Origin of the sequence: Natrarchaeobaculum sulfurireducens (genome assembly GCF_003430825.1) — an archaeon.
GTDB classification, from domain to species: Archaea; Halobacteriota; Halobacteria; order Halobacteriales; family Natrialbaceae; genus Natrarchaeobaculum; species Natrarchaeobaculum sulfurireducens.
The window spans coordinates 1,756,452-1,777,136 of record NZ_CP024047.1 but is presented as its reverse complement, the minus strand read 5'-3'; the positions used below and the strand labels follow the sequence as shown (position 1 = coordinate 1,777,136).

Below are 20,685 nucleotides of genomic sequence, written 5' to 3'. Positions count from 1 at the left end.
ACCGGCTTTGCTCGAGAGACCGGGACGACCGCTCGTCAGTAGTGCCAGGGGTAGTCGTCGAACTCCGGATCACGGCTTTCGACGAACGCGTCCCGACCCTCTTTGGCTTCGTCGGTCATGTATCCGAGTCGGGTCGCCTCGCCGGCGAACACCTGCTGGCCGATCATGCCGTCATCGGTCATGTTGAACGCGTACTTGAGCATCCGCATTGCCGTCGGGCTCTTTTCGTTGATCCGTTCGCCCCACTCGAGGGCAGTTTCCTCGAGTTCGTCGTGGGGTACGACGTCGTTGACCATCCCCATCTCGGCGGCCTCGTCGGCGCTGTAGGTCTTCCCGAGGAAGAACACCTCGCGCGCTTTCTTCTGGCCGATCTGTTTGGCGAGATACGCCGAACCGAAACCGGCGTCGTAACTGGCCACGTCGGGGTCGGTCTGGAGGAATTTGGCGTGTTCCGCACTCGCGAGGGTCATGTCACAGACGACGTGCAACGAGTGGCCGCCGCCGACGGCCCAGCCGGGGACGACGCAGACGACGACTTTCGGAATGTGCCGAATCAGGCGTTGGACCTCGAGGATGTGCAATCGACCCTGTTCCGATGCCCGCGCTTCGTCTCCTTCGTACTGGTAGCCGTCGTCGCCACGGATTGTCTGGTCGCCCCCCGAACAGAACGCCCAGCCACCGTCTTTCGGCGACGGACCGTTCCCGGTCAGAAGCACACAGCCCACGTCGGTCTGTCTTTTGGCGTGCTCGAGCGCGTCGTACAGTTCGTCGACGGTCCCCGGTCGGAACGCGTTGCGAACCTCGGGGCGGTCGAAGGCGATCCGTACCGTCCCCGAATCGACCGCACGGTGGTACGTGATATCCCGAAAGTCGTCGTTCAGATCGTCGACCGGTTCCCACTGCTCGGCGTCGAAGAGTTCCGAAACCATTGCTCGAGTGTGACGTGCGTGACGTGAAATAGATTCTCGTCGGACAGCGACCGTCGGTACGATCAAGCCGATGGCGACCGTCTCGAACGAAAACGAATGCCACGTGACGACGAACCACCCGACGACGTCGCGTCGTTCGACGACGCTGCCGACGCCTACCTCGAGAGTGACACCCACCGCGAGGGCGACGATCTCGAGCAACTCGCGACGTGGTGTGGCGATGCCAGCGTCGCCCTGGACGTCGCCACCGGCGCGGGCCACACGGCTGGCGCGATCGCCGAGCGAGGCGTTTCGCGAGTGGTCGCCGCAGACGCCTCCTCTCGGATGATCGCGACCGCGCTCGAGGCGTTCGCGGGCCTCGAGGGGGTCGTCGCCGACGCTGCCAGGATACCGTTCGACGAGAACGCCTTCGACGCCGTCGCCTGCCGGATCGCCGCCCATCACTTCCCAGCCCCCGACGCGTTCGTCGACGAAGTGGCTCGCGTTCTCCGACCGGGTGGGACGTTCGCCTTCGAGGACACCGTCGCGCCCGAAGACCCTGCAGTCGACGCCCTTCTCGACCGTGTCGAGCGCCTTCGCGATCCGTCGCACGTGCGATCGCACCCAACCGAACGGTGGGACGACTGGCTCACCGAGCGCGGATTCGAACTCGAGGCAGTCCATCAGGTACGGACAACCCTCGAGTTCGAGCCGTGGGTCGACCGGCTTTCACCATCAACCGCGCGTCGCGACCGCGTCGAGTCGCTTCTGCTCGAGGCTCCCGAAGAGGTGAAATCGATCCTCGAGATCGTCGTCGAGGACGAAACCGTCGTCTCTTTTTCGAATCGAAAAGCGCTGATTCGGGCGCGTTGGTCGCCATAGGACCTGATAGTCAGGTTTGAGTGCCAGAGCGAACGGGACCATGCTGAACCCGATTTGATACAGCACCATGGAGTTTATGTGGGCGAGTTCGCCCGTTCAGGATTCGATCCAGATCACAGCCACAACTGATCAGTGCGAGAGATTTTCACCGAAGAAGATGTATCGACACCAGCGCGATGGGCGAGACGTACTACGAGATACTCGAGGTCGCCCCCGACGCGAGTCGCGAGGAGATCCGGTCGGCCTACCGCGAGCGCGTCCTCGAGACGCACCCGGACCACAACGACGCCCCAGATGCGGCGGACGCGTTCAAACGCGTCTCGCAGGCGAACGCGGTCCTCACCGATGAGACCGAACGGGCACGATACGACAGGCTCGGACACGACGCGTACGTCCGGTTCATCGACGGCAGCGAGGAACGTAGTCCAAGCGACGACCCGCAGGCCGCTGCCGAGCGAGTACGGTCGACGGACAGCGCTTCCGGCGGTGGACACGGCTCTCGAGGCCGGGGTGAAAGCCACCACGCGCGACACCGACGCGAGCGCCGACGGCGAACCGCCCGGCGTCGTGCGTCGGGCAACTGGCCGTCCGGGACGACCGACGCGTCCACCCGAAGTGACGACAGCAAAACCACCCACAGCGGCGAGGACACGACCACCAGTTCAGATGGTATGGCGGACGATGGCGGTTCGACGTTCCAGTACGCCGTCCACAACTGGGACGGCGAGGTCAGCCTCGAACGAGACAGGCGACCACTGACTCAGACGACGGCGGTCACTCTCGGCTGTCTCTGGCTGCTCTACCCGGCGTTCGTCGCCTCGAGCCTGACAGCTGCGTTCCCACTCGCCGTGAACGCCGTCGTCGCGGCGTGTACGCTCGGTATCGTCGCATACCTGCTTACGTGGCCCCGCATCGCCGCCGTGACGTTCGGCTCCTGGAGTCTGTTGATTCCCGTCGGACTGGTCGCGTTCGACGTGAGTTCCCCACTCTCGGTCGTCGGGCTGGTCGCACTGGGGTTTACCTGGATCCCTTTCGGCTACGCGATCGGCCTCTGGTGGGCCCTTCGGCCCTAAATTCAGCTACGCGTCGCGGGTCGACCGAACCGCGTCTCGAACCTGCTCTCTGAGTTCTTCACGGCGTCGGTGGCTCGCTTCCGCGTCGAACTCGACGGCGAGCACCTGCGTTCCCGCCTGCTCGAGCGACCGCTGATAGGCAGCCTCGAATCCAGTTGGGTCGACGCGCTCGAACTCGAGGCCGTGCAGTTCCGCGAGGGCCTCGAATTCGAGGCCGTGGGGTGTTTTGAACTGCTCGGTAAACGGCGGCTCGAACTCCTCGATCGGGAGTTTGTGGAAGATACCGCCACCGTCGTTGTCGAGGACGACGATCGTCGCGTCGACTCCGCAGCGGTCGACCGCGAGTAGGCCGTTCGAGTCGTGATAGAACGCGAGATCGCCGGTGACGAGTACAAGCGGTTCGTCAGTGTCGAGTGCGCTGCCAGCGCCGAGGGCCGTACTCGCGATGCCGTCGATCCCGCTCGCACCGCGGTTGGCGAGCACGGTGAGATCGGCGGCGCGCGGCCGGGCGAACCGGTCGGCGTCGCGGATCGGCATACTGTTAGAGACGAAGAGGGTCGCCGTCTCGGGCACACACTCGAAGACCGACGCCAGAATCGCCCCTTCGAACGGCTCGTCCTCGAGTGTGTCGACCGCCAGCGCGTCGTCCCGAATCGCCCAGTGGCGACGTTCTGCAGCCTGAACGTTGGCGAGCCACTCGTCGTTCGCGGTCGTCTCGGCTCCGGCGTCGAGCCGCTCGAGAAGTCCCTCAAAGACGGGACCAGGTGACGCCGCGAGCAAGTCAGTCGCGGTGAACGTCGCCTCACGCCACGTGCCGGCCGGATCGATCAGGAACTGTCGGGCATCGGCGTCTCGCAGGGCGTGGCGCAGCGGTTTCGACGTCGGCGAAGCGCCGAACCGAACGACGACGTCGGGGTCGGGAAGATCGTCGACGTAGGAATCATAGCCACCGACGACGGAACTCGAGGCCCCATCGCCTGCGTCGACGTGGGCACCGAATCGCACACCCGAAAGCGAGTCTGCGAACACCGGTGCGTCGAGTCGGTCGGCGACGCGAACGACGGTGTCCGGATCGAGCGTGGTCAGGTCGGCCGGATCTGCGGGGCCGGCGACGATGAGTGGGCGTTCGGCACGCTCGAGCGCCTCAACGAGCGCATCGTACTGTTCGTTCTCGAGCGTTCGCGTCCCCGAAGTCGTCTCGACGAACGGACCCGAACGCCCGCGTCCCGCCAGGGTGTCGCCGAAGGCCTCCGAAACGTCACCCGGCCGACAGGTCGGCTCGAGTGGCTTTCGAAACGGACAGTTGAGATGGACGGGGCCGGGCTCGACGCCGACCGTCTCGGCGAGCGCCCGCGCCGCAGTCGTCCGGAGGTTGCGGACTTTCCGCTCGGTGGCTTCTGGTTCGGGAAGTTCGGCATACCAGCGGACGGCATCGCCGTAGAGTTTGACCTGGTCGACCGTCTGGTTTGCACCGCTATCCCGAAGTTCGTGTGGCCGGTCGGCGGTCAACACGAGCAGCGGAACGCGCGCCTGATCGGCCTCCATCACGGCCGGATGAAAGTTCGCCGCCGCCGTTCCGGACGTACAGACCAGGGCTGTCGCCTCTCCCGTGCGACGCGCGCGACCGAGCGCGAAGAATCCGGCCGAGCGCTCGTCGAGGTGTGAGAAGACGGTGACGTCCGGATGTTCGGCGAACGCGACCGTCAGGGGTGTCGATCGACTACCCGGGGCAATACAGACGGCCTCGAGGCCACCCGCTGTGAGTTCGTCGACGAGCGTACGACCCCACAGGGTCGCGCGATTCGGTGCAGTCATCGGAGTTCGTCGAGAACCGGGCGAAACTTTAGCTGTACTTCCTCCCATTCTGCCGTGGGGTCGCTGTCGGCAACGATACCGCTGCCAGCGAAGAGCGTGACCGTTTCGTCGCTGGCGACGCCCGAACGGAGGCCAACGGCAAACTCACCGTCGCCCGCTGCGTCGAACCAGCCGACTGGCCCGGCGTACCAACCGCGATCGAACGACTCAGTCTCGCGGATCGTCTCCCAGGCGACCTCCGGCGGAACACCCCCGACGGCTGGCGTCGGATGCAGTGTCTCGACCAACTCGAGGACGTGGTGATCCGTCTCGAGCGTCGCTGAAATCGGTGTCAAGAGGTGCTGGATGTTCGCGAGTCGTCGAATTGTTCGATCGGCGACCGACAGATCGGAGACGAACGACTCGAGCTGGGTGCAGATCGCGTCGACGACCAGTTCGTGTTCGTGACGCAGCTTCTCGTCGGCTAACAGTTGATCGGCGTACTCGTCGTCTGCCTCGGGCGTCTCGCCGCGCGGGACCGAGCCCGCAAGCGCCTCGGTTTCGACGCGGGTATTCCGTTTCGAGACCAATCGTTCCGGCGGTGCGCCGAAGAACGTGGCACCGTCACCGCCGTTGACCAGGAATCGATAACAGTTAGGATAGCGACGTCGGAGTCGTTCGACCGTCGCCGAAACGTCGACCGGTTCCTCGAGGTCGACAGTCAACGCCTGTGCGAGGACGACCTTGGTGAGGCTACCGTCGGCGATCCGCTCGAGGGCACCATCGACTTGCTCGTCCCACCTGTCTGGCGTGGTCGTCCGTCGAGTCGAGTCGACACCTGGACTCCGGCCGCTCGCTCGCATCGTCGGATAGTCGTCGACTCGTTGGGACCACTCCTCGAGCGCGTCGCGGACGCCATCTGTGTCGTCACCGACGACGGTCAGCCAGGTGGCGTCGTCGTCCGGACTTCGGGTGAGCAACACGTGGGGAACGACGAACGAGGCGGAGGCGAATCCGTTCCAGGGCGTCCCGGGCTCGCGTTCGTCGTGAAATGCAAAGCCACCGAACGCCCGCGGTCGGGCGACCGCGGGACCGTTGTGGTCGAGCTCGCCGAGGACTGTCTCGGCTTGCGAACGGATGCGGTCGAACCGGGCTGGGCCACTTGCTGACAACCGGACAGCGACACCTCGACCGACGGTTTCGAGTCCATCCGGTGTCGCCCACTGGATCTGGGCTACATCGCTGTCGGCGATCGCGCCGAAGGATACGTCCTCGAGCGCGCGGCTGTAACTGACCAGCTCGATCGACTCCTCGGCGGTCACTGGAGTGTTTGCCGCCAGCCCACTCTCACCCGGCGTCGGCTCCATCGACGAAAGGTCAGGACCGGTCCGCCTTCAGCCTAACTATATCGCTCCTCTCGCCACGGGTTCGCGGTCTGGGAGTAGCCACGCCGTTCCCAGTAACCGCGTTCGGCGGTGGTGAGAATCTCCATCCCGTCGACCCACTTCGCCCCCTTGTACGCGTATCGGTGAGGCGTGACGACGCGGAGCGGACCGCCGTGGTCTGGAGTCAGCGGCTCGCCGTCGAACGACCAGGCGAACAATACCTCCTCGCGCAGGCAGTCCTCGAGCGGGAGATCCGTGGTGTAGTCATCGAGCGCAGAGAACATGATGTGAACGGCATCGTCGCTGACACCGGCACGGTCGGCGAGCTCGAGCAAGGGAACGCCGGTGAACTCACAGTCGAACTTGCTCCAGCCGGTTACGCAGTGAAAGTCCTGACGTTGGGTGACACTCGGTAAGTCGCAAAATTCGTCCCAGGTGAACGAGAGTTCGGTTTCGACGGCGCCGGTGACGGTGAACTCCCACGTATCAGGGTCGAACGGCGGCGTTTCGCCTTTCGAGAGCACCGGGAACGCCGAGGTCTCGCGCTGTCCCGGCGGGAGTCGTTCGTCGCCGAACTCCTCGTACAGATCCGTGACGTCTTCGACGGTCATACACGTGAGTTCGCTCGAGGACACGTAGGTGTGACGTTCGACCGCACATCGGCGTGACGTTCGACCGACCGACCGTGGCCGAACGCTGCGTCGTTCCGGATGGCACACGTTCGGTCCGCGTAATGGCAGAATGCGGTGCATGCGTCGGGGATGAAACGGATTGAAAGGGGTTCAGTTGCAGCACAATTTGCGGGTACCTTCCGAAACCCTCGGCACCAATTAGTGGCGTCTGGTGCCACTGTCCCGATGTATGGCGAGTAAACAGCAGCTGGCGGAACGAGAAGGTTCGGGACAGACACCAGAGGAAGTCGGCGAGCAGGTAATGGGACCTGCGTTTCTCGCTTCGGCCGCATCGGTCGGGCTGGCGTGGTACTACTTTTTCCTCCAAGGTGAGAAAGAACGCGGCCTGTTCGTCGGCCTCTGGCCGCCGACGATCCTCGCGTTCGCGAGTTACTTCAACCAGCGGAAGATGCGCCAGCAACTGGACTCGATCACACAACCCGGCACGACGCTAAAAAACGCACTCGACTCGATGATGGGCAACCGTTGACCAGCCAGGAACCACACCGAATCGGCGTGCCGACACGACCGAGATCTTTTCACGAGCAGGCGAATACACTCCCCGTCAGACCTATATACCCCCTCGCCGAAACCCGAATCAGATGCCGAAAGTAGAGATCACCATACCGGAGCACCTCGAGATGCAGATCGCCCAGATGGTCGAGCGTGGTGAGTTCGTCAACCGCGAGGAAGCCATCGAGGATCTCCTCTCGACGGGTATCAAAGCCTACAAGACGAGTGGACCGATGGATGACGAAGAGCCAGCAACCGGCGGCCTCGAAGACGACGGGATGATGGGCCACGACGACGAGTACGTCTTCTAACTCTCTCTCTCAGAGTCCAACTCCTGCCAGCGGAATCCCGAACGTTACTGCGACGCCGATGAGCATCACGAGAAAGCCGATTGCGACGGCACGCGAAGAGTAGTCACTCATCGGCGCCGTCGTCCGTTCCGCCTCGACATCGTGTCCAACGTCCGCAGCGGAGTCTTCGTCCACCGCAGACTCGGTATCGTCTGCCATATCCGATCGTTGCCCGCTCGAGGTCTTAAAACCACCTGGAGCGACCCAGTCCACAACCTTGCTCCCCCCGACAGCGCGGCGGCGGTATGCACCGAATGGGTACGGGCGATCGCCGCCGCCGAAGCCGCCATCGAGACGATCAGCGACCGGGTGCTCGAGGCCTGACCAACGCACGAACCACGGGGCTCGACCGGACCGTCGAAGCTGGCGGCCAGAATCGACCGATCCAGACGCCTTTACTACCCCGGGTGCCAACGGACGCATAAGAGATGGTACTGACGAAGCGGATCATCCCGTGTATCGACGTCGACCTGGACGAAGACGGGAACCCGGCGGTGTACACCGGCGTTCACTTCGAGGATCTCAAATATACCGGCGATCCCGTCGAGATGGCGCAGGCGTACAACGAGGCCGGGGCCGACGAGTTCGTCTTCCTCGACATCACCGCCTCCGCGGAGGGGCGAGAGACGATGCTCGACGTCGTCGAGCGCGTCGCCGACGAGGTGTTCATCCCGCTGACCGTCGGCGGCGGAATCCGCACCACGGACGACATCAAAGAGACCCTGCGCGCTGGTGCGGACAAGGTCTCGATCACCACCGGCGCACTCGAGCGTCCCGAACTCGTCAACGAGGGCGCGAAGGCATTTGGCAGTCAGTGTATCGTCATCAGCGTCGATGCCCGCCGCCGGTTCGACGAGGGCGGCGAACACTACGTCGAGGTGGACGGCGAGTCCTGCTGGTTCGAGTGTACCAAGAAAGGCGGCCGAGAGGGGACCGGCATCGACGTCCTCGAGTGGGCGGCAGAAGCCGAGTCTCGCGGCGCGGGCGAGCTGTTCGTCAACTCGATCGACAAAGACGGCACCAAAGACGGCTACGATCTGCCACTGACCAAGGCCGTCTGCGACACCGTCGACACGCCCGTCATCGCCTCCTCCGGCTGTGGCAGCCCCGAAGACATGTACGACGTCTTCACCGAAGCCGGCGCTGACGCTGGTCTCGCCGCCTCTATCTTTCACTTCGACGAATATTCCATCGAGGAGACGAAGTCTATCCTCGACGAGCGGGAGGTCCCCGTCCGATTCTAACGCCCGTCTCGCGTTCCAATACGCTTATTTCGTCGCGGTCGTGCAGTTCACCTAGTGAAGTGGCGGTGTACGTGGTGTGGGAAACCACACGAGTCGAACGATCCGCCGTGTGACGAGTGCGGCCACAACAAGTTCGAGGAGGCCGTTGTTCGCACCGGCGACGAGCCAGAGCCAAAGACCGTCGACACCGGAACGACCTACGTCTGGCGCTGTGAGAGCTGCGGCCGCGATCACGTCAAGAACAACCCACCGTGTTCGCGTTGTCACCACCACGATCTGAAAAAGGTCGAACAGACGTACGACGACGTCGAGCGCGACCTCGAGACGCCGGGCTGGCTCGAAGTTGCGAGGCCGTACCTGCCGGTGTTCGTCGTCGTCGGCCTCGTCTTCGCGCTCTTTGCGACGGGCATCGTCTCCCCGTCGATTATCCCCGGCATCGGGTCGCCGTCACCGCCCGACGCCCCTGGCGAGGGGAGCGAGGTCGCCGGGCTCGACCTGGAGACCGTCGAACCGGAAGTCCACGCCCAGCTCGAGGCCGAACGGGACGAGTCACGAACCTACGACGAGCGTCTCGCCGCCTTCGCGGAGTACCAGAATCGTGTGAACGTCATCGTCGAACACGACGACGGACAGCCTGACCCCGTCTCACCGGACGAGTTCGGCGTCGAATGTGACGGAGATCTCGTCGGCGGCCCGTTCGTCTTCGAGATCGATCCGACGGCGTACGACGACGAAGCCGACCTCGCGGGCGACGTCGCAACCGAGTTACTCGAGGCGACTGGCGACGAGCTGAGGACCGGACACAGTTCCGAGGGTCTCGATCTACATGTGACACCCGACGGAACGATCGCGGTTTTCTACGTCGCGTGCTAGCGCATAACGATTTCAAAGAGTCACGGTGAAATGAACGTTTGAGCTACCTGAAGGCATATACATCCGTCCACAGAAGGTCCAACCATGAGTCATCGAAGCCGTCGGACCGTCATCACGGCAGGCGGTGTCGCCATCCTCGGGATCACCGCGGGCTGTCTCGACGACGCCGACACCCAGAGCCCTGAACCGGACACCGACTCGAGCGACAGCACTGATGCCGACGAGCCGACCGACACGGACGACGACTCGAGCGAGGCGGACGACGAACCAGTCACGGTCGAGGAGGATCCGCGGATCGACGAGCCCCCCCACGAAATCGAACGCCCCGAAGTGCCGGACGACCCCGACGAAGACGAGGAGTGGAACGACGACTACCTCGGCGAGCACATCGAGCCCGAACCCAGTCTCGAGTTCGACGTCCTCGACGGAGTCAGACTCGCCGATCCGACGCTCGACGAGCCCATGGCCGACATCTCGAGTGACGGCGACGACACCCTCGAGTCGCCCGAAAACGAGTCGGGTGACGGCTCCGAGCCAGCAGATCCCGACTCTGAGGACGACCGCGTCGAACCGGGCGGGGCCGAGGTCGAACCAGGTGACGGAGAGATGGAGTACCACGTCCGACTGCTCGAGAGCGAGACAGCCCTGACCGACGTGATCGATCTCGAGACCACCGACGACAAAGACGCGGAAACGCTCGAGGCTATCGACTTCGCTGAGACGGCCGTCGTGGTCGTCGAATCCGGCTGGGGCTCGAGTTCGGTCCATCACCGATGGGCGCGCATCGAAGGCGACGAGGACACGATCCACCTCCACGGCTACTACACCGACCCGCACTTCGGGACGATGGATTATACGACCCGCCACTCGGTAATCGTAGTCGAGCGGCCCGCAGACCTCGAGTTCGCCCGCGCGAGCATCACGGTGAGCGAGGACTACCGGGTCCACGTCAATTCGACGGAGGGCGTCGTCTCACTCGAGGCCGACGACTGACGGTCTCTGGTCTCCGTCTTTATATCCGAACGTAGACGGGTAACCGGACGAATATCTTGGACAATGACGTGATCGGCGTATGCGACCGGCCAATGATGTCGATGTCGAGTTCGAAAGAATAGCTGTGAGAGACGGCTGCGAGAATAACTGTGAGAGGTTCGGGATCACCGACGCCCGACGGTTCGAGTCGCAGTACAGCGGGGGTTCTGACGTGAGTCTGGATCGAAAACCGACTCAGGCAGCCGCTTCGAACGCCTCGCGGAACGAGACTGCCTTTTCACGAACGTCGGCTGCGGCCTCCTCGAGTGCCTCGAGCGGCTCGACGTCGTCTTCGGTCTTGATCGTCAGGATCGGCTCGGTCTGGCCGCCCGACTGTTCGGGGTTCACGTCGTAGGTCGCTGCAGCCACGTCCTCGTGCTCGAGGAGGGTTCCCTTGAGCACGTTCATGAACGTGTGATCTTCGCCTGCGATCTCGATCGAGAGTTCGTTCTCGCTACTCTCGGTGACCCGAAGTTCCATGGCTCGTCATCCGTCCGACGTGTGCTTGTACCTTTCGAAGGGCCTCTTCGTCGAGACGCACGTCCTCTCGAGCGAGGACGCCTGACACGTCCCGACGCCGTCACACTCGAGGGGACGAAGGGAACCACTATACGCCCTCGCTCGAACCACAGAACTAATGCGTTCGTTCACCGGGATCGCGCTCGCGGTGCTTCTCGCCGTCGTCCTCCTCGGCTCGGTCGCCGTCCTCAGGCGACTTCACGAGCCCTCCCGCGGCTGGTACGAGGCAGCCTCGTCCAGACTCGTCCTGGGTGTCCCCTGGGGAACGCTCGTCGTGGTCGCGTTCGTTACTGCTGTCTATCTCTTCGTCCAGGACGGGATCACCGATCCGACGGATCCCGTCTCGATCCCCTACCGGGCCTGGTCGTACTTCTCGCCGCTTGGCATGGCGACGGCGTCGTTCTCTCATGCCAGCCTCAGTCACTTCACCGGGAACATGGCGGGGACGCTCCTGGTCGCGCCGATTGCTGAATTCGTCTGGGGTCACTATCCCGACGAGCGAGACGGGACGGGCGATGGCTTGTGGCACACTCCCTGGGTCCGTGCGGTAGTGATTTTTCCACTCGTCGTCATCGGGATTGGCTTCCTGACGAGCCTGTTCGCACTCGGCCCTGTCATCGGGTTTTCGGGCCTCGTCTACGCGTTTGCGGGCTTTGCGATCGTTCGATACCCGATCGCTACCTTGCTCGCGACGACGCTGCTCCAGAGTGCGGCGTTGACCACCGTTCGCGCCCTCCAGACGCCCGTATACGTCTACGTCGCCGAGGCGAGCCCGCCACAAGCGCCCTCCTGGGCCACTATCGCTATCCAGGGACATGCCCTCGGATTCTTCATCGGACTGGTCCTCGGAATCGTGTTGCTCGAGCGGCGTGGAATTCGCCCGAATCCACTCAGGGTGTGGCTCGCCGTCGTGCTGTTCGCGTTCGCGAAGGGGCTCTGGCAGATCTACTGGTTCGGCGAGGGCAACTCGTTTCTGCTCTTTCAGGGGCCGGGCATCGCGGTCGTCACCGTTCTCGCGGTCGTAATCACGCTCGCGGTCGCCGCTTCCGACGAGCCAGCGCTCCCGTCCAGCCTCGACCGCTTTCGAGCCTCGAGCCCGGCCGAGGACCTGCGGATCGATCTTCGGCGACCGATCGAACTCGCCCGAGAAGTCCCCGAAACGGTCGAGGACTCGAGCGCTCGGCTCGAGCGCATCGCCGATCTGGTCGGCGGAGAACGCTCCGCCGACGTCCCGTCGCTGTCGTTTCGGACACAACGCGGGACGGCGTTCGTGGCCGTCTTGCTCGTCCTTGCCGTGGTCGCCGGAATAGCCGTCCCGACGAACCTGCTGGTGATGGCCGAGCCGAGCCACGACGAAGAGACGACGCTTACGGTCGACGATTACACGATCGAGTACACCAAGGAGGCCGAGAACTTGCTCGTTTCCGGATTCGGGCTCGACGAACTGACCGAAGACGAGGGACTCGAAGCCAGCGGCGTGATCGTCTCGAGCGGAGAGCGAACGATCTGGCTCGAAGCCGTCTCGGCCGACCATCTCGAGTTCGTCGGCGAGGAGACGGTGTCGGTCGGCGGCCCCGGCTGGCGGGAGACGGTCACCGCGGAACGGTCCGGCTGGGAGCTGGTCGGAAACGACACCGTCTACCAGGTTTGGCTCTCGGCCGACGGTGACGAACGGCTGGCATACGAGTCAGACAGCGCGTCCGCCAACGTCAGAATCCAGGACCGCACCGTCGCGATCGCCCCCCAGGACGGCGAGTTCGTCCTCGGCGTCGAATTCGACGGTGACCTCGAGACGGCCCCCGTTCCCGAGGACGACGAGTTCGTCGAGATCGGTGGCCTCACCGTTGAAAACGACGACGGCACGCTCTACGCCGCATCGAACGGGACCGAAGTCGCGGTCGCAAGCGAGGAGACGTACAACTGAGCGACTGAACGGGACCGATAACCGACCGATACCCTTACACCCAGCTCCTGTCACGCAGCGTTCCTGTAAGGCGACCGTTCTCGTCGTGTGGACGCCTCGAGACCTCGACTCGAGCGTTCGATGGGACTCATTGTCTCGGGGGGCGTACCGGCGTCTACCTGGAAGCGGGGCAGGCAAATCGTCGTCGAATCGGAGGCATTCGGGCGTACCGAGTCGCTTCTGACTCATACGGCCACCGAACAGTCACCTGTACGCGGACGTTTCGTCGCCGGTCACCCGTCGGGAACGACCGCCCGTCTCCGTCGTCCCCCCGTCGTCGCCAGATTCGACCCGACCGAGACAGACACCGCTTGGTCGAGCACTGGCCCGCGGCGTTAATCGCTACGTGGCGTCGGGAAGCCAGCGGGAAACAATGTCCCGACGAGTGATTTGTCAGGCCGAGTTGACCGGCTGAAAATGATCAACCGTATACTGCGGGTTTCGGGCAAATCGACGACGGGCTCGAGCGAGGACGCTGCGCCGAAGGCGGCCGTCCGCCTCGAGGACGTCACCCACGAGTACGGGTCGGGCGGCAGCCGGCTTCGCTCGGGCACGGGTCGAACGGTAACGGCGCTGCGAGGGATCTCCCTGGAGGTCGAAAACGGGGAGATCGTCGGCCTTCGGGGGCCAAGCGGCAGCGGCAAGTCGACGATCTTGCACGCCGTCTCTGGCTTGCTCGTGCCGACGCGCGGGCGAGTCGAGCTCAAAGGGACCGACCTCGCCGGGTTATCGGGCCGCAATCGAACACGAGCTCGACGACGACACGTCGGTATCGTCTTTCAGCGATTTCACCTGTTGCCGTCGCTGTCGGCCAGGGCGAACGTCGCGCTCCCGCTCGTTCAGGCGGGTGTCCCCAAACCGGATCGGCGCGAGCGAGCGACAGCGTTGCTCGAGCAGGTCGGCCTCGGTGACCGGATCACCCACCTTCCGGGCGAGTTAAGCGGCGGTGAGCGCCAGCGCGTCGCCATCGCCAGGGCGCTCGTTTCGGACCCCGACGTGCTGATCGCTGACGAGCCGACGGGCGAACTCGACACGGCGACCGGAGCCGACGTGCTCGAGCTCCTGACTGACGTGGCACGCGACCGGGCCGTGCTGGTCGCGTCGCACGACGACGAGACGCTGGCCGTCGCCGATCGGGTCATCTCCCTGCGCGACGGGCAGGTGATAGACGATGGTCGGTGATCGCGAGGGGACGAGACACACGCGCTGGGCCGGCATCGTCTCACTCTCGGTGATGAGGCTCTGGAAGCGGGCGACGCGAACGCGGTCTGGACGCGTCGCCGCGATCCTCGTCACCGTCGCCCTGACGACCGCCCTGTTGCTCATGGTAACCGGTGTCGCACTGGCGTTAGCCGACGGCGGAACGGCAACCGACGACGACGCGACCGTCGAGGTCGTCCCGGACGACAGCGCCACCCTGTCGGCGGTCGACGGCGTCGAACGGCCGCGACTCGGCGAGACAAACGAGCGCGCCGCGTCGATGCACACTCACGAGGACGTCGACCACGCCTCGCCAGTTCTCGCCGAGCCAGGACGGCTCGAGGCGGCCGATGGCGACGACCAGCCGACCGTGTTACTCGTCGGGGTGGTCGCCGACGGCGAGCCACGCACCGCCGCCGGTCTCCCGACCGACGACCTCGAGCCGGGTGACCCCCACTACGCGAACGGCTCGTACGATGGCGTCCCCGAGGGTGAGATGGTCCTCTCTGAAGCGGCCGCCAACCGGCTCGGGGCGAGCGAGGGCGACGAACTCGACGTTCCGACGCCGGAGGCCGCAGCCGAGACGCACTCGGTCACGCTCACCGTCGCAGCCGTCGAAGAAGGGGCCGACGATGGTGATACGGACGTCCCGGTTGCACTCGTCCAGCTCAGCGAGTTGCAATCGTTTACGGGGGCTGACGACGGGCAGCTCGCCGACCGGGTGATCGTCTGGGGCGAGCCAGCGGCGGCCGAGTCGGCCGCCACCGAAGCGTACCCCGACGCGGCGGTCGAATCCAACGCCCCAACTGATCCCTCGGCACTGTTCGATGACGGACTGGCGCTGGCGACGAGCCTGCTCGCGTTACTCGTCGGCATCGTCATCTGCTCGTCGTTCGTCGCGACGACCGCCGGCATGACCGTCAACGACGACCGACGGTCGCTGGCCGTCCTCGAGTCCGTCGGGATTCCCCGGCGCGGACGGCTGGTGCTCGTCGCGGTATCGACGCTCGTGACGACCGTCTGTGGTGCCCTGCTCGGTGCTGCGATCGGAATCGCTGGCATTCAGGTCGTGAACGCGCTCGCGGCCGCAACGATCGCCCCGGGGACGGTCGCGCTTATCCACCCGCTATTCGTTCCGTACGCTGTGGGCGTCGCCCTCGTGGCAGGACTGCTCGCCATGCCTTATCCCCTGGCGATCGCGGCGCGAACGTCCGTCCTCGAGGAGGTGCGACGATGAGTGCAAGCGGCACCTACGTCAGACTCTGTGCCGTTTTCGGGATCGCCGTCGCGACGCTACACCGCTCGCCCGGCCGAACGATCCTCTCGATCTTCGCAGTGACGCTCGCGGTCCTCTCGGTGACGTTGCTCGCGAGTCTCGGCGTCGGCGTCGTAGCGATGGGCGAAGACGGCCTCGACAGCGCCGACCGGGACATCTGGATCTCGAGCGATCCAGTCGACCCCTCAGCCAGCGGAACCGAGAACCCCATCGTCGGCTCCCATGAGCTATCGGTGGAACTCTCCCAACGCGACGACGTCCGCGCGGCCGCGCCGATCGCCATGCACGAAGTTTACCTGGGGACCGATCCCGAGGATCTCGAACGCCAGCCCGCGGTCGGCGTCCAGTCGACTCACGACGGGTTCGGCTTCGAGGAAGGCGGTGGATTCGACACTTACACCGAGGTCTACGAGAACGGCCGTGCTAGCGAGCCGACCGCCGAGGAAATCGTTCTCGATCCGGTGGTCGCCGAGTCACACGACGTCGAGGTCGGCGACACGGTATACGTCGGAACGAGCCGGGAGACGGCCGACGACAACGTGTTCACCGTCGTTGGTACGTCTGAGTACTACTCACAGTTTCTGGGTTCGGAGACGGTGACGATCCCGCTCGGGGACCTACAGGCGATCGCCGGCACTACCGGCACCGACCGGGCGACGTTCGTCACGGCCGCTCTCGAGGACGACGCCGATTCCGACGCCGTCGCGGCTGACCTCAGCGAAGCGCACCCAGAGTACGATATCCGAACCAGCGACGAACAGGTCGGTGCGTTTCTCGAGGAACGCCCGCTCGTGCTCGCAAGCGGCGTGACGCTGGTCGGCCTCGCCGTCGTCGGCGGTCTCGTCCTCACCACCAACCTGTTCGCGCTCGTGACCGCACAACAACGTGATGAACTGGCCGCGCTCAGGGCGCTCGGGCTCTCCCGGCGACTCCTCGCCGGGACGGTCGGCGCACAGGGGGCGCTCGTCGGGCTCGTGGGCGGCCTCGTCGGACTCGCCCTGACGCCGCTCGTCGCCCGGGCGCTCAACCACGTCTCCCGCTCGGTCATCGGCTTCGAGGACGTCCTCCGGACGCCACCGGAGGTGTACGCGATCGGGCTCGCTCTCGCGTTCGTCGTCGGCTCGTTCGTCGCGGTCGTCACCGGCTGGCGGGCCGGCCGCTACGCGCGCATCGAACACCTAGAGGAGTGAACGTTACCGCCACTCGATCCGGAACACTTCGGCGTCCACCGTCGCTTCGGCTTCGGTGTGAAACGAAAACCGTCGCTCGATGGGAAACGGTGCCCGGAACGCGTGGGTCACCTCGCCGCCCTCGTCGGCCGCAAACGACTCGACGAACTCCTGGCTCCCCTCGTTGTGGATCGTATACGAAACCGACGCGAGTTCGCGTGCCGTCTCGAGGAACGCACGATCGGCATGGCGGTTGCCGCGTTGTGCGCCAAAGGGTGGGTTCGAGACGACGGTCGCGTCCGTACGTGAGAAGGAGTGGCGTGTGACGTCGCCGTGAACCCACTCGACCGTCGTTCCCGCCGCGACCCGACGCTCGTTCTCACGAGCAACGGCGAGTGCATCGCGGTCGACGTCGACGCCAACGACGAACTCTGCACCGGCCAGGGCGGCACCGATCGCCAGCATTCCCGTCCCCGTGCCGAGGTCGATCACTCGATGCTCGAGGTCGCCGTGCAGGTGGGCGAGGTGAGCGACGTGGGCGGCAAGGTCGGGTGGCGTGAGATACTGCTCGAGGTCGGGTGAGGGGTCGGGAAAGTCCGCGAGTGACTCGAGGGTTCGGGCGAGCGTTCGTCGTGATGGGGCGGCCATTACCGGGGGCTCAGTGCTCGAGGGTCATCGGTCCGTCGAGTTCGAGGACGACCCCGTCACGTTCTGCGCGTTCGGCACAGGCCGTGAGTTCGGGTCGAACTTTCTCGGGGGTCGCGACGCGTTCGATTGTCACCGACACCGTACTGACGCCGAGGAACGCCCCGGCACGAACGTACCGTCGAATGCGCTCGATCTCTTTGCGCGTGGCGAGCGAGCAATCCTCGTCGAACTGTGCCGTGACCGTCAACTCGACCGGTGACAGTCCCGCCTGTGCGAACTCTCGGTTCAACGCTCGCAGGTGGTCGGGTGCGGTCGACTCGAGCGCTGTGGCCTCGAGCGTGACGGGAGTGACGTCTGCGGGTCGACACCGTTCGATCGTGGGTGCGAACTCGGCGGGCGAAGTGGTGCTCATCGCTCGAGGATACACTGGCCGCATACAAAAATGTTTGCAGATGCACTATAGTAATACATCTCGGGACATGGGCTCATTCGACGACCCACCGGAACGAATGTGATATGGTAGCAGGAATTCGACGACCCACCGGAACGAATGTGATATGGTAGCAGGAATTCGACGACCCACCGGAACGAATGTGATATGGTAGCAGGAATTCGACGACCCACCGGAACGAATGTGATATGGTAGCAGGAATACGTCGAATAGAGTTAAGGGTCGGCCAAAAAGAATACGTGTATGAACGAGTGTCCTCGCTGTCAGAGTCCACTCGAGATGCTCACCTTCGGTGAGACGTCAACCGTCGCGTGTTCACACTGTGGCTATGCAGACATTCCGGTCGAACACGAACGGGACGTCGAGCAGCCGGAGTCCTGGCAGGACGCGTTCAACCGATTTTACGACCACCAGGCTCGTCGGACCGAAGAGACGACAGGGTAACGTCCTCCCGCGAGGTGACCGACGCACCCACAGCTCGTCGTAGCGGGTGTTGCCGACAGCAGTCGCTTCGTCCACTCGAAACGGCGAGAGACGGCGAGAGATAGCGAGAGACGGCGAGAGACGGCAAGAGAGTTCGACGGAACCCGAGCGAGTTATTCGGCCGGTGCGTCGGCTTCCGCTGGCTCTTCTTCGTGCTCGACGTCTTCGTCGGAGCGAGCGGCGACGAGGCCACCGCGAGCGACGCTGTACAACGGTTCGTTGGCGTGCGTGACGCCGCTGATCGAGAACGGGATGTTCGCATCGTCGAGGTGGTCACGGAACAGCGCCTCGAAGCCGTTCGGACTCGAGGTCCCGCCGGTGACGACGACCGGCACGTCGAGGCCCTCCTCGACGTCTTCGTCGTCGACTTCCGAGACGATGTTCTCGATGACGTAATCCAGTAGGTTCTCGTAGTAGATCGACAGCGCACCCTCGACGCCGCCGACGTCGGTGGTGAAGTCGAGTTCGAAGTCGTCCTCTTTGATCGAGGTAACCTTATCAACCGGCGTGCCGGTCGCTCGAGCGGCCTGCTCGTCGATCCAGTCGCCACCGCGGGCGACGGAGAACTTCATGACGGGAACGGCGTAGTACGCCAGACAGACGTTCGTCATGCCGGCACCGAACGAGATACCCAGTCCGGTGAAGTTGTTGTCCGCCAGTTCGCTGTAGATGACCGACATCCCCTCGTTGATGGGTTCGGCGTCGTAGCCCATGTCGTTGAGGAACGACTCGATCGTCTTCTGGTGATAGAGCGTCGAGAGATCGTCGTCGATCGGATCCGCCGGCGTCGAGAAGTACAGTTTCTCGCCAGGATAACTCGGATCGCCGACGACCTGTTCGATGATGAGCTTCATCATCGGGATCGCACTCTTCTCGTCGTTCGAGAGGATCCCGGCTTTCATCGGACGGCGAGTCTCCTTGTTAAAGATATTCGCAAAGTTCAGGGCGTCGTCACCAACGACGTACACCTTGTCGTCCTTCCGAATGTGGAGTACTTCGCTTCGCGAGAGCATCTGCTCGGCCATATCCGAGTACTCGATCTCGACGAAGGAGTTGCGCTGTTGCACGAAGACCGTATCGTTCCCATCCTGCTGTGCGGACAGGATGTTCATCGTACCGACGTCTAGGCCTTTGGCCATAGTTGGGCAACGTTCCCGACAGGTTATAAATCTATGTGACTTAACTCCATCGGCCAACCTATAATATGTCTGAGTATTACCCCATCACAAACTGCCTATTACCACTGTGGAGTAAGCCGTTACTTCCGGCCCAGGAGAGACCGAACTCGATCGACGGCGCTCGAGAGAAAGCCCGGATCAGGGTCGGCCGTCGCGAGTTCTTCGACCCGTTGCTGTTCGCGTAGCTCTTTCAGTTTCGCGGTCTGGTCGTCGACCGTGTCGCTCGAGGTGGTCGTCTTCGAGTCGCCGCCTTTTAGCCCCTTGAGACCGGCGACCTGGGCGTCGACGCCGGACGAACGGGTCGTCTTCGCCGCCGGCACGTCGACGTCGACGTCGTCGAACTCGTTCCCGGAGAACTCGAGGCGGGTGTGTTCGGTTTTCTCGACGCCGCCCCAGGAGAGTTCGACGCCCTCCATCGCTTCGTCGATGTCCCGCTGGATTTCTTCGTCGGAGTACGACTCGGATTCGACGTCGTCTTCGTCGTCCTCGAGGGTGGCGACGTCAGCGCGTCGGGCCATATCGAGGTAGTGGGCGATCAGCGCCGCTCCCGTCGCGGCGGTGAGGCCGGCAAGCCCGACGGCGTAGGTCGCCGTTACCTCGACGGTGTAGTCGGTGTCCTGCATGAAGTTCCAGTGCTCGGGATACACAGTGAGGAACCCGATGGTAGCCCCGATCGTCACGGCCGTCCCCGCGATCGACGTATAGAGCATCCGGCGTTCCGACGGAAGTAAGACGACGATGCCGAGCATCGTAACGGGAAGGGCGACCATCACGAGCGCGTACGCGGGCGTCACCCAGGCGAAGTACGCATCCGATCTGAGTTCGAGGGTCGTACTCCAGAGAAACAGTACCAGCCCCACGAGTGCCAGTCCGATGCCGCCGAGGAACAGTCCGAAACCGAGGTAGACGTCGGTTCTGTCCTCCGGCTCGCCGATGTATCGGCGATAGAGGGCAAAGAGGCGTCCGTTTTCGGGCGGATCCGCTGCCATTGTCCACCCGTTCAAACTCCAGTACTATGACTGTTGGGTCAGCTCTCGTGACCGTTCCGGACAGTGAACCGACAATGGTGATCC

At 64.1% G+C, this 20,685-nt stretch carries 22 protein-coding genes; 12 read left to right on the top strand and 10 right to left on the bottom strand.

The window, feature by feature from the left end; genetic code table 11:
- Positions 1 to 35: 35 nt before the first annotated feature.
- Positions 36 to 929 carry a 1,4-dihydroxy-2-naphthoyl-CoA synthase gene (locus tag AArc1_RS10005; RefSeq protein WP_117364236.1) on the bottom strand — a complete coding sequence of 298 codons (894 nt, stop codon included), beginning with the start codon at positions 927 to 929 and terminating at the stop codon, positions 36 to 38.
- Between the two features lie 96 nt (positions 930 to 1,025).
- Between AArc1_RS10005 and AArc1_RS10000 the strand changes: the two genes are divergently transcribed.
- Both AArc1_RS10000 and AArc1_RS09995 read left to right on the top strand, forming a co-directional pair.
- The gene (locus AArc1_RS10000; RefSeq protein WP_117364235.1) at positions 1,026 to 1,790 is read left to right on the top strand and encodes a class I SAM-dependent methyltransferase; all 765 of its coding nucleotides are present in this window, start codon (positions 1,026 to 1,028) and stop codon (positions 1,788 to 1,790) included.
- Between the two features lie 176 nt (positions 1,791 to 1,966).
- Positions 1,967 to 2,863, top strand: coding sequence for a J domain-containing protein (locus AArc1_RS09995; RefSeq protein ID WP_117364234.1), 897 nt, complete (start codon positions 1,967 to 1,969; stop codon positions 2,861 to 2,863).
- A 6-nt stretch (positions 2,864 to 2,869) separates the two neighbouring features.
- On the opposite strand, the gene menD is transcribed toward AArc1_RS09995, so the two are convergent.
- The 3 genes from menD to AArc1_RS09980 are packed head-to-tail and all read right to left on the bottom strand — an operon-like array spanning position 2,870 to position 6,653.
- Positions 2,870 to 4,678: a 2-succinyl-5-enolpyruvyl-6-hydroxy-3-cyclohexene-1-carboxylic-acid synthase gene (gene menD / locus AArc1_RS09990; RefSeq protein ID WP_117364233.1), complete on the bottom strand. Its 1,809-nt coding sequence runs from the start codon at positions 4,676 to 4,678 to the stop codon at positions 2,870 to 2,872.
- Positions 4,675 to 6,024: an isochorismate synthase gene (locus AArc1_RS09985; RefSeq protein WP_117364232.1), complete on the bottom strand. Its 1,350-nt coding sequence runs from the start codon at positions 6,022 to 6,024 to the stop codon at positions 4,675 to 4,677. Before AArc1_RS09985 ends, menD begins: the two co-directional genes overlap by 4 nt.
- Positions 6,025 to 6,056: 32 nt before the next feature.
- Positions 6,057 to 6,653 carry a sulfite oxidase-like oxidoreductase gene (locus AArc1_RS09980; protein ID WP_117365855.1) on the bottom strand — a complete coding sequence of 199 codons (597 nt, stop codon included), beginning with the start codon at positions 6,651 to 6,653 and terminating at the stop codon, positions 6,057 to 6,059.
- A gap of 250 nt (positions 6,654 to 6,903) precedes the next feature.
- On the opposite strand from AArc1_RS09980, the gene AArc1_RS09975 reads away from it, so the two are divergent.
- The gene (locus tag AArc1_RS09975) at positions 6,904 to 7,203 is read left to right on the top strand and encodes a hypothetical protein (RefSeq protein WP_117364231.1); all 300 of its coding nucleotides are present in this window, start codon (positions 6,904 to 6,906) and stop codon (positions 7,201 to 7,203) included.
- Positions 7,204 to 7,315: 112 nt separating this feature from the next.
- Positions 7,316 to 7,537 (top strand): ribbon-helix-helix domain-containing protein, encoded by a 222-nt coding sequence (locus AArc1_RS09970; protein WP_117364230.1) that lies wholly within the window; start codon positions 7,316 to 7,318, stop codon positions 7,535 to 7,537.
- A 9-nt stretch (positions 7,538 to 7,546) separates the two neighbouring features.
- On the opposite strand, the gene AArc1_RS09965 is transcribed toward AArc1_RS09970, so the two are convergent.
- Complete coding sequence (locus tag AArc1_RS09965) at positions 7,547 to 7,735, bottom strand: DUF7550 family protein (protein ID WP_117364229.1); 189 nt, start codon at positions 7,733 to 7,735, stop codon at positions 7,547 to 7,549.
- A 269-nt stretch (positions 7,736 to 8,004) separates the two neighbouring features.
- Here AArc1_RS09965 and hisF point away from each other — a divergent pair, with 269 nt between their 5' ends.
- From hisF to AArc1_RS09950, 3 genes are all read left to right on the top strand, one after another.
- Complete coding sequence (hisF, locus tag AArc1_RS09960; protein WP_117364228.1) at positions 8,005 to 8,820, top strand: imidazole glycerol phosphate synthase subunit HisF; 816 nt, start codon at positions 8,005 to 8,007, stop codon at positions 8,818 to 8,820.
- A gap of 54 nt (positions 8,821 to 8,874) precedes the next feature.
- A complete protein-coding gene (locus AArc1_RS09955) occupies positions 8,875 to 9,693 on the top strand; it encodes a hypothetical protein (protein WP_117364227.1) in 819 nt (272 codons plus the stop codon).
- Between the two features lie 84 nt (positions 9,694 to 9,777).
- Positions 9,778 to 10,686 carry a hypothetical protein gene (locus AArc1_RS09950; protein WP_117364226.1) on the top strand — a complete coding sequence of 303 codons (909 nt, stop codon included), beginning with the start codon at positions 9,778 to 9,780 and terminating at the stop codon, positions 10,684 to 10,686.
- A 234-nt stretch (positions 10,687 to 10,920) separates the two neighbouring features.
- On the opposite strand, the gene AArc1_RS09945 is transcribed toward AArc1_RS09950, so the two are convergent.
- A complete protein-coding gene (locus AArc1_RS09945) occupies positions 10,921 to 11,205 on the bottom strand; it encodes a DNA-directed RNA polymerase subunit L (RefSeq protein WP_117364225.1) in 285 nt (94 codons plus the stop codon).
- A gap of 157 nt (positions 11,206 to 11,362) precedes the next feature.
- Here AArc1_RS09945 and AArc1_RS09940 point away from each other — a divergent pair, with 157 nt between their 5' ends.
- From AArc1_RS09940 to AArc1_RS09925, 4 genes are all read left to right on the top strand, one after another.
- Positions 11,363 to 13,168 (top strand): rhomboid family intramembrane serine protease, encoded by a 1,806-nt coding sequence (locus AArc1_RS09940; protein WP_117364224.1) that lies wholly within the window; start codon positions 11,363 to 11,365, stop codon positions 13,166 to 13,168.
- A gap of 456 nt (positions 13,169 to 13,624) precedes the next feature.
- Entirely contained in the window at positions 13,625 to 14,389 is a 765-nt protein-coding gene (locus AArc1_RS09935; RefSeq protein WP_117364223.1) for an ABC transporter ATP-binding protein, read from the top strand.
- A complete protein-coding gene (locus AArc1_RS09930) occupies positions 14,379 to 15,644 on the top strand; it encodes an ABC transporter permease (RefSeq protein ID WP_117364222.1) in 1,266 nt (421 codons plus the stop codon). The genes AArc1_RS09935 and AArc1_RS09930 overlap by 11 nt, the downstream gene beginning before the upstream one ends.
- Complete coding sequence (locus AArc1_RS09925) at positions 15,641 to 16,873, top strand: ABC transporter permease (protein ID WP_117364221.1); 1,233 nt, start codon at positions 15,641 to 15,643, stop codon at positions 16,871 to 16,873. Before AArc1_RS09930 ends, AArc1_RS09925 begins: the two co-directional genes overlap by 4 nt.
- Before the next feature lie 3 nt (positions 16,874 to 16,876).
- Here AArc1_RS09925 and AArc1_RS09920 read toward each other — a convergent pair whose 3' ends face one another.
- Together AArc1_RS09920 and AArc1_RS09915 are read right to left on the bottom strand one after the other, a co-directional pair.
- Entirely contained in the window at positions 16,877 to 17,500 is a 624-nt protein-coding gene (locus tag AArc1_RS09920; RefSeq protein ID WP_117364220.1) for an METTL5 family protein, read from the bottom strand.
- Positions 17,501 to 17,510: 10 nt separating this feature from the next.
- On the bottom strand, positions 17,511 to 17,912 hold the full coding sequence (locus AArc1_RS09915; RefSeq protein ID WP_117364219.1) for a hypothetical protein: 402 nt from the start codon (positions 17,910 to 17,912) through the stop codon (positions 17,511 to 17,513).
- 282 nt (positions 17,913 to 18,194) lie between these two features.
- Here AArc1_RS09915 and AArc1_RS09910 point away from each other — a divergent pair, with 282 nt between their 5' ends.
- Entirely contained in the window at positions 18,195 to 18,395 is a 201-nt protein-coding gene (locus tag AArc1_RS09910) for a zf-TFIIB domain-containing protein (RefSeq protein ID WP_117364218.1), read from the top strand.
- A 152-nt stretch (positions 18,396 to 18,547) separates the two neighbouring features.
- Here the strand turns inward: AArc1_RS09910 and AArc1_RS09905 are convergent, their stop codons facing one another.
- Together AArc1_RS09905 and AArc1_RS09900 are read right to left on the bottom strand one after the other, a co-directional pair.
- Positions 18,548 to 19,573 (bottom strand): disk-shape morphogenesis protein volactin, encoded by a 1,026-nt coding sequence (locus AArc1_RS09905; protein ID WP_117364217.1) that lies wholly within the window; start codon positions 19,571 to 19,573, stop codon positions 18,548 to 18,550.
- A 119-nt stretch (positions 19,574 to 19,692) separates the two neighbouring features.
- A complete protein-coding gene (locus AArc1_RS09900) occupies positions 19,693 to 20,601 on the bottom strand; it encodes a DUF7139 domain-containing protein (RefSeq protein ID WP_117364216.1) in 909 nt (302 codons plus the stop codon).
- Between the last annotated feature and the right edge of the window lie 84 nt (positions 20,602 to 20,685).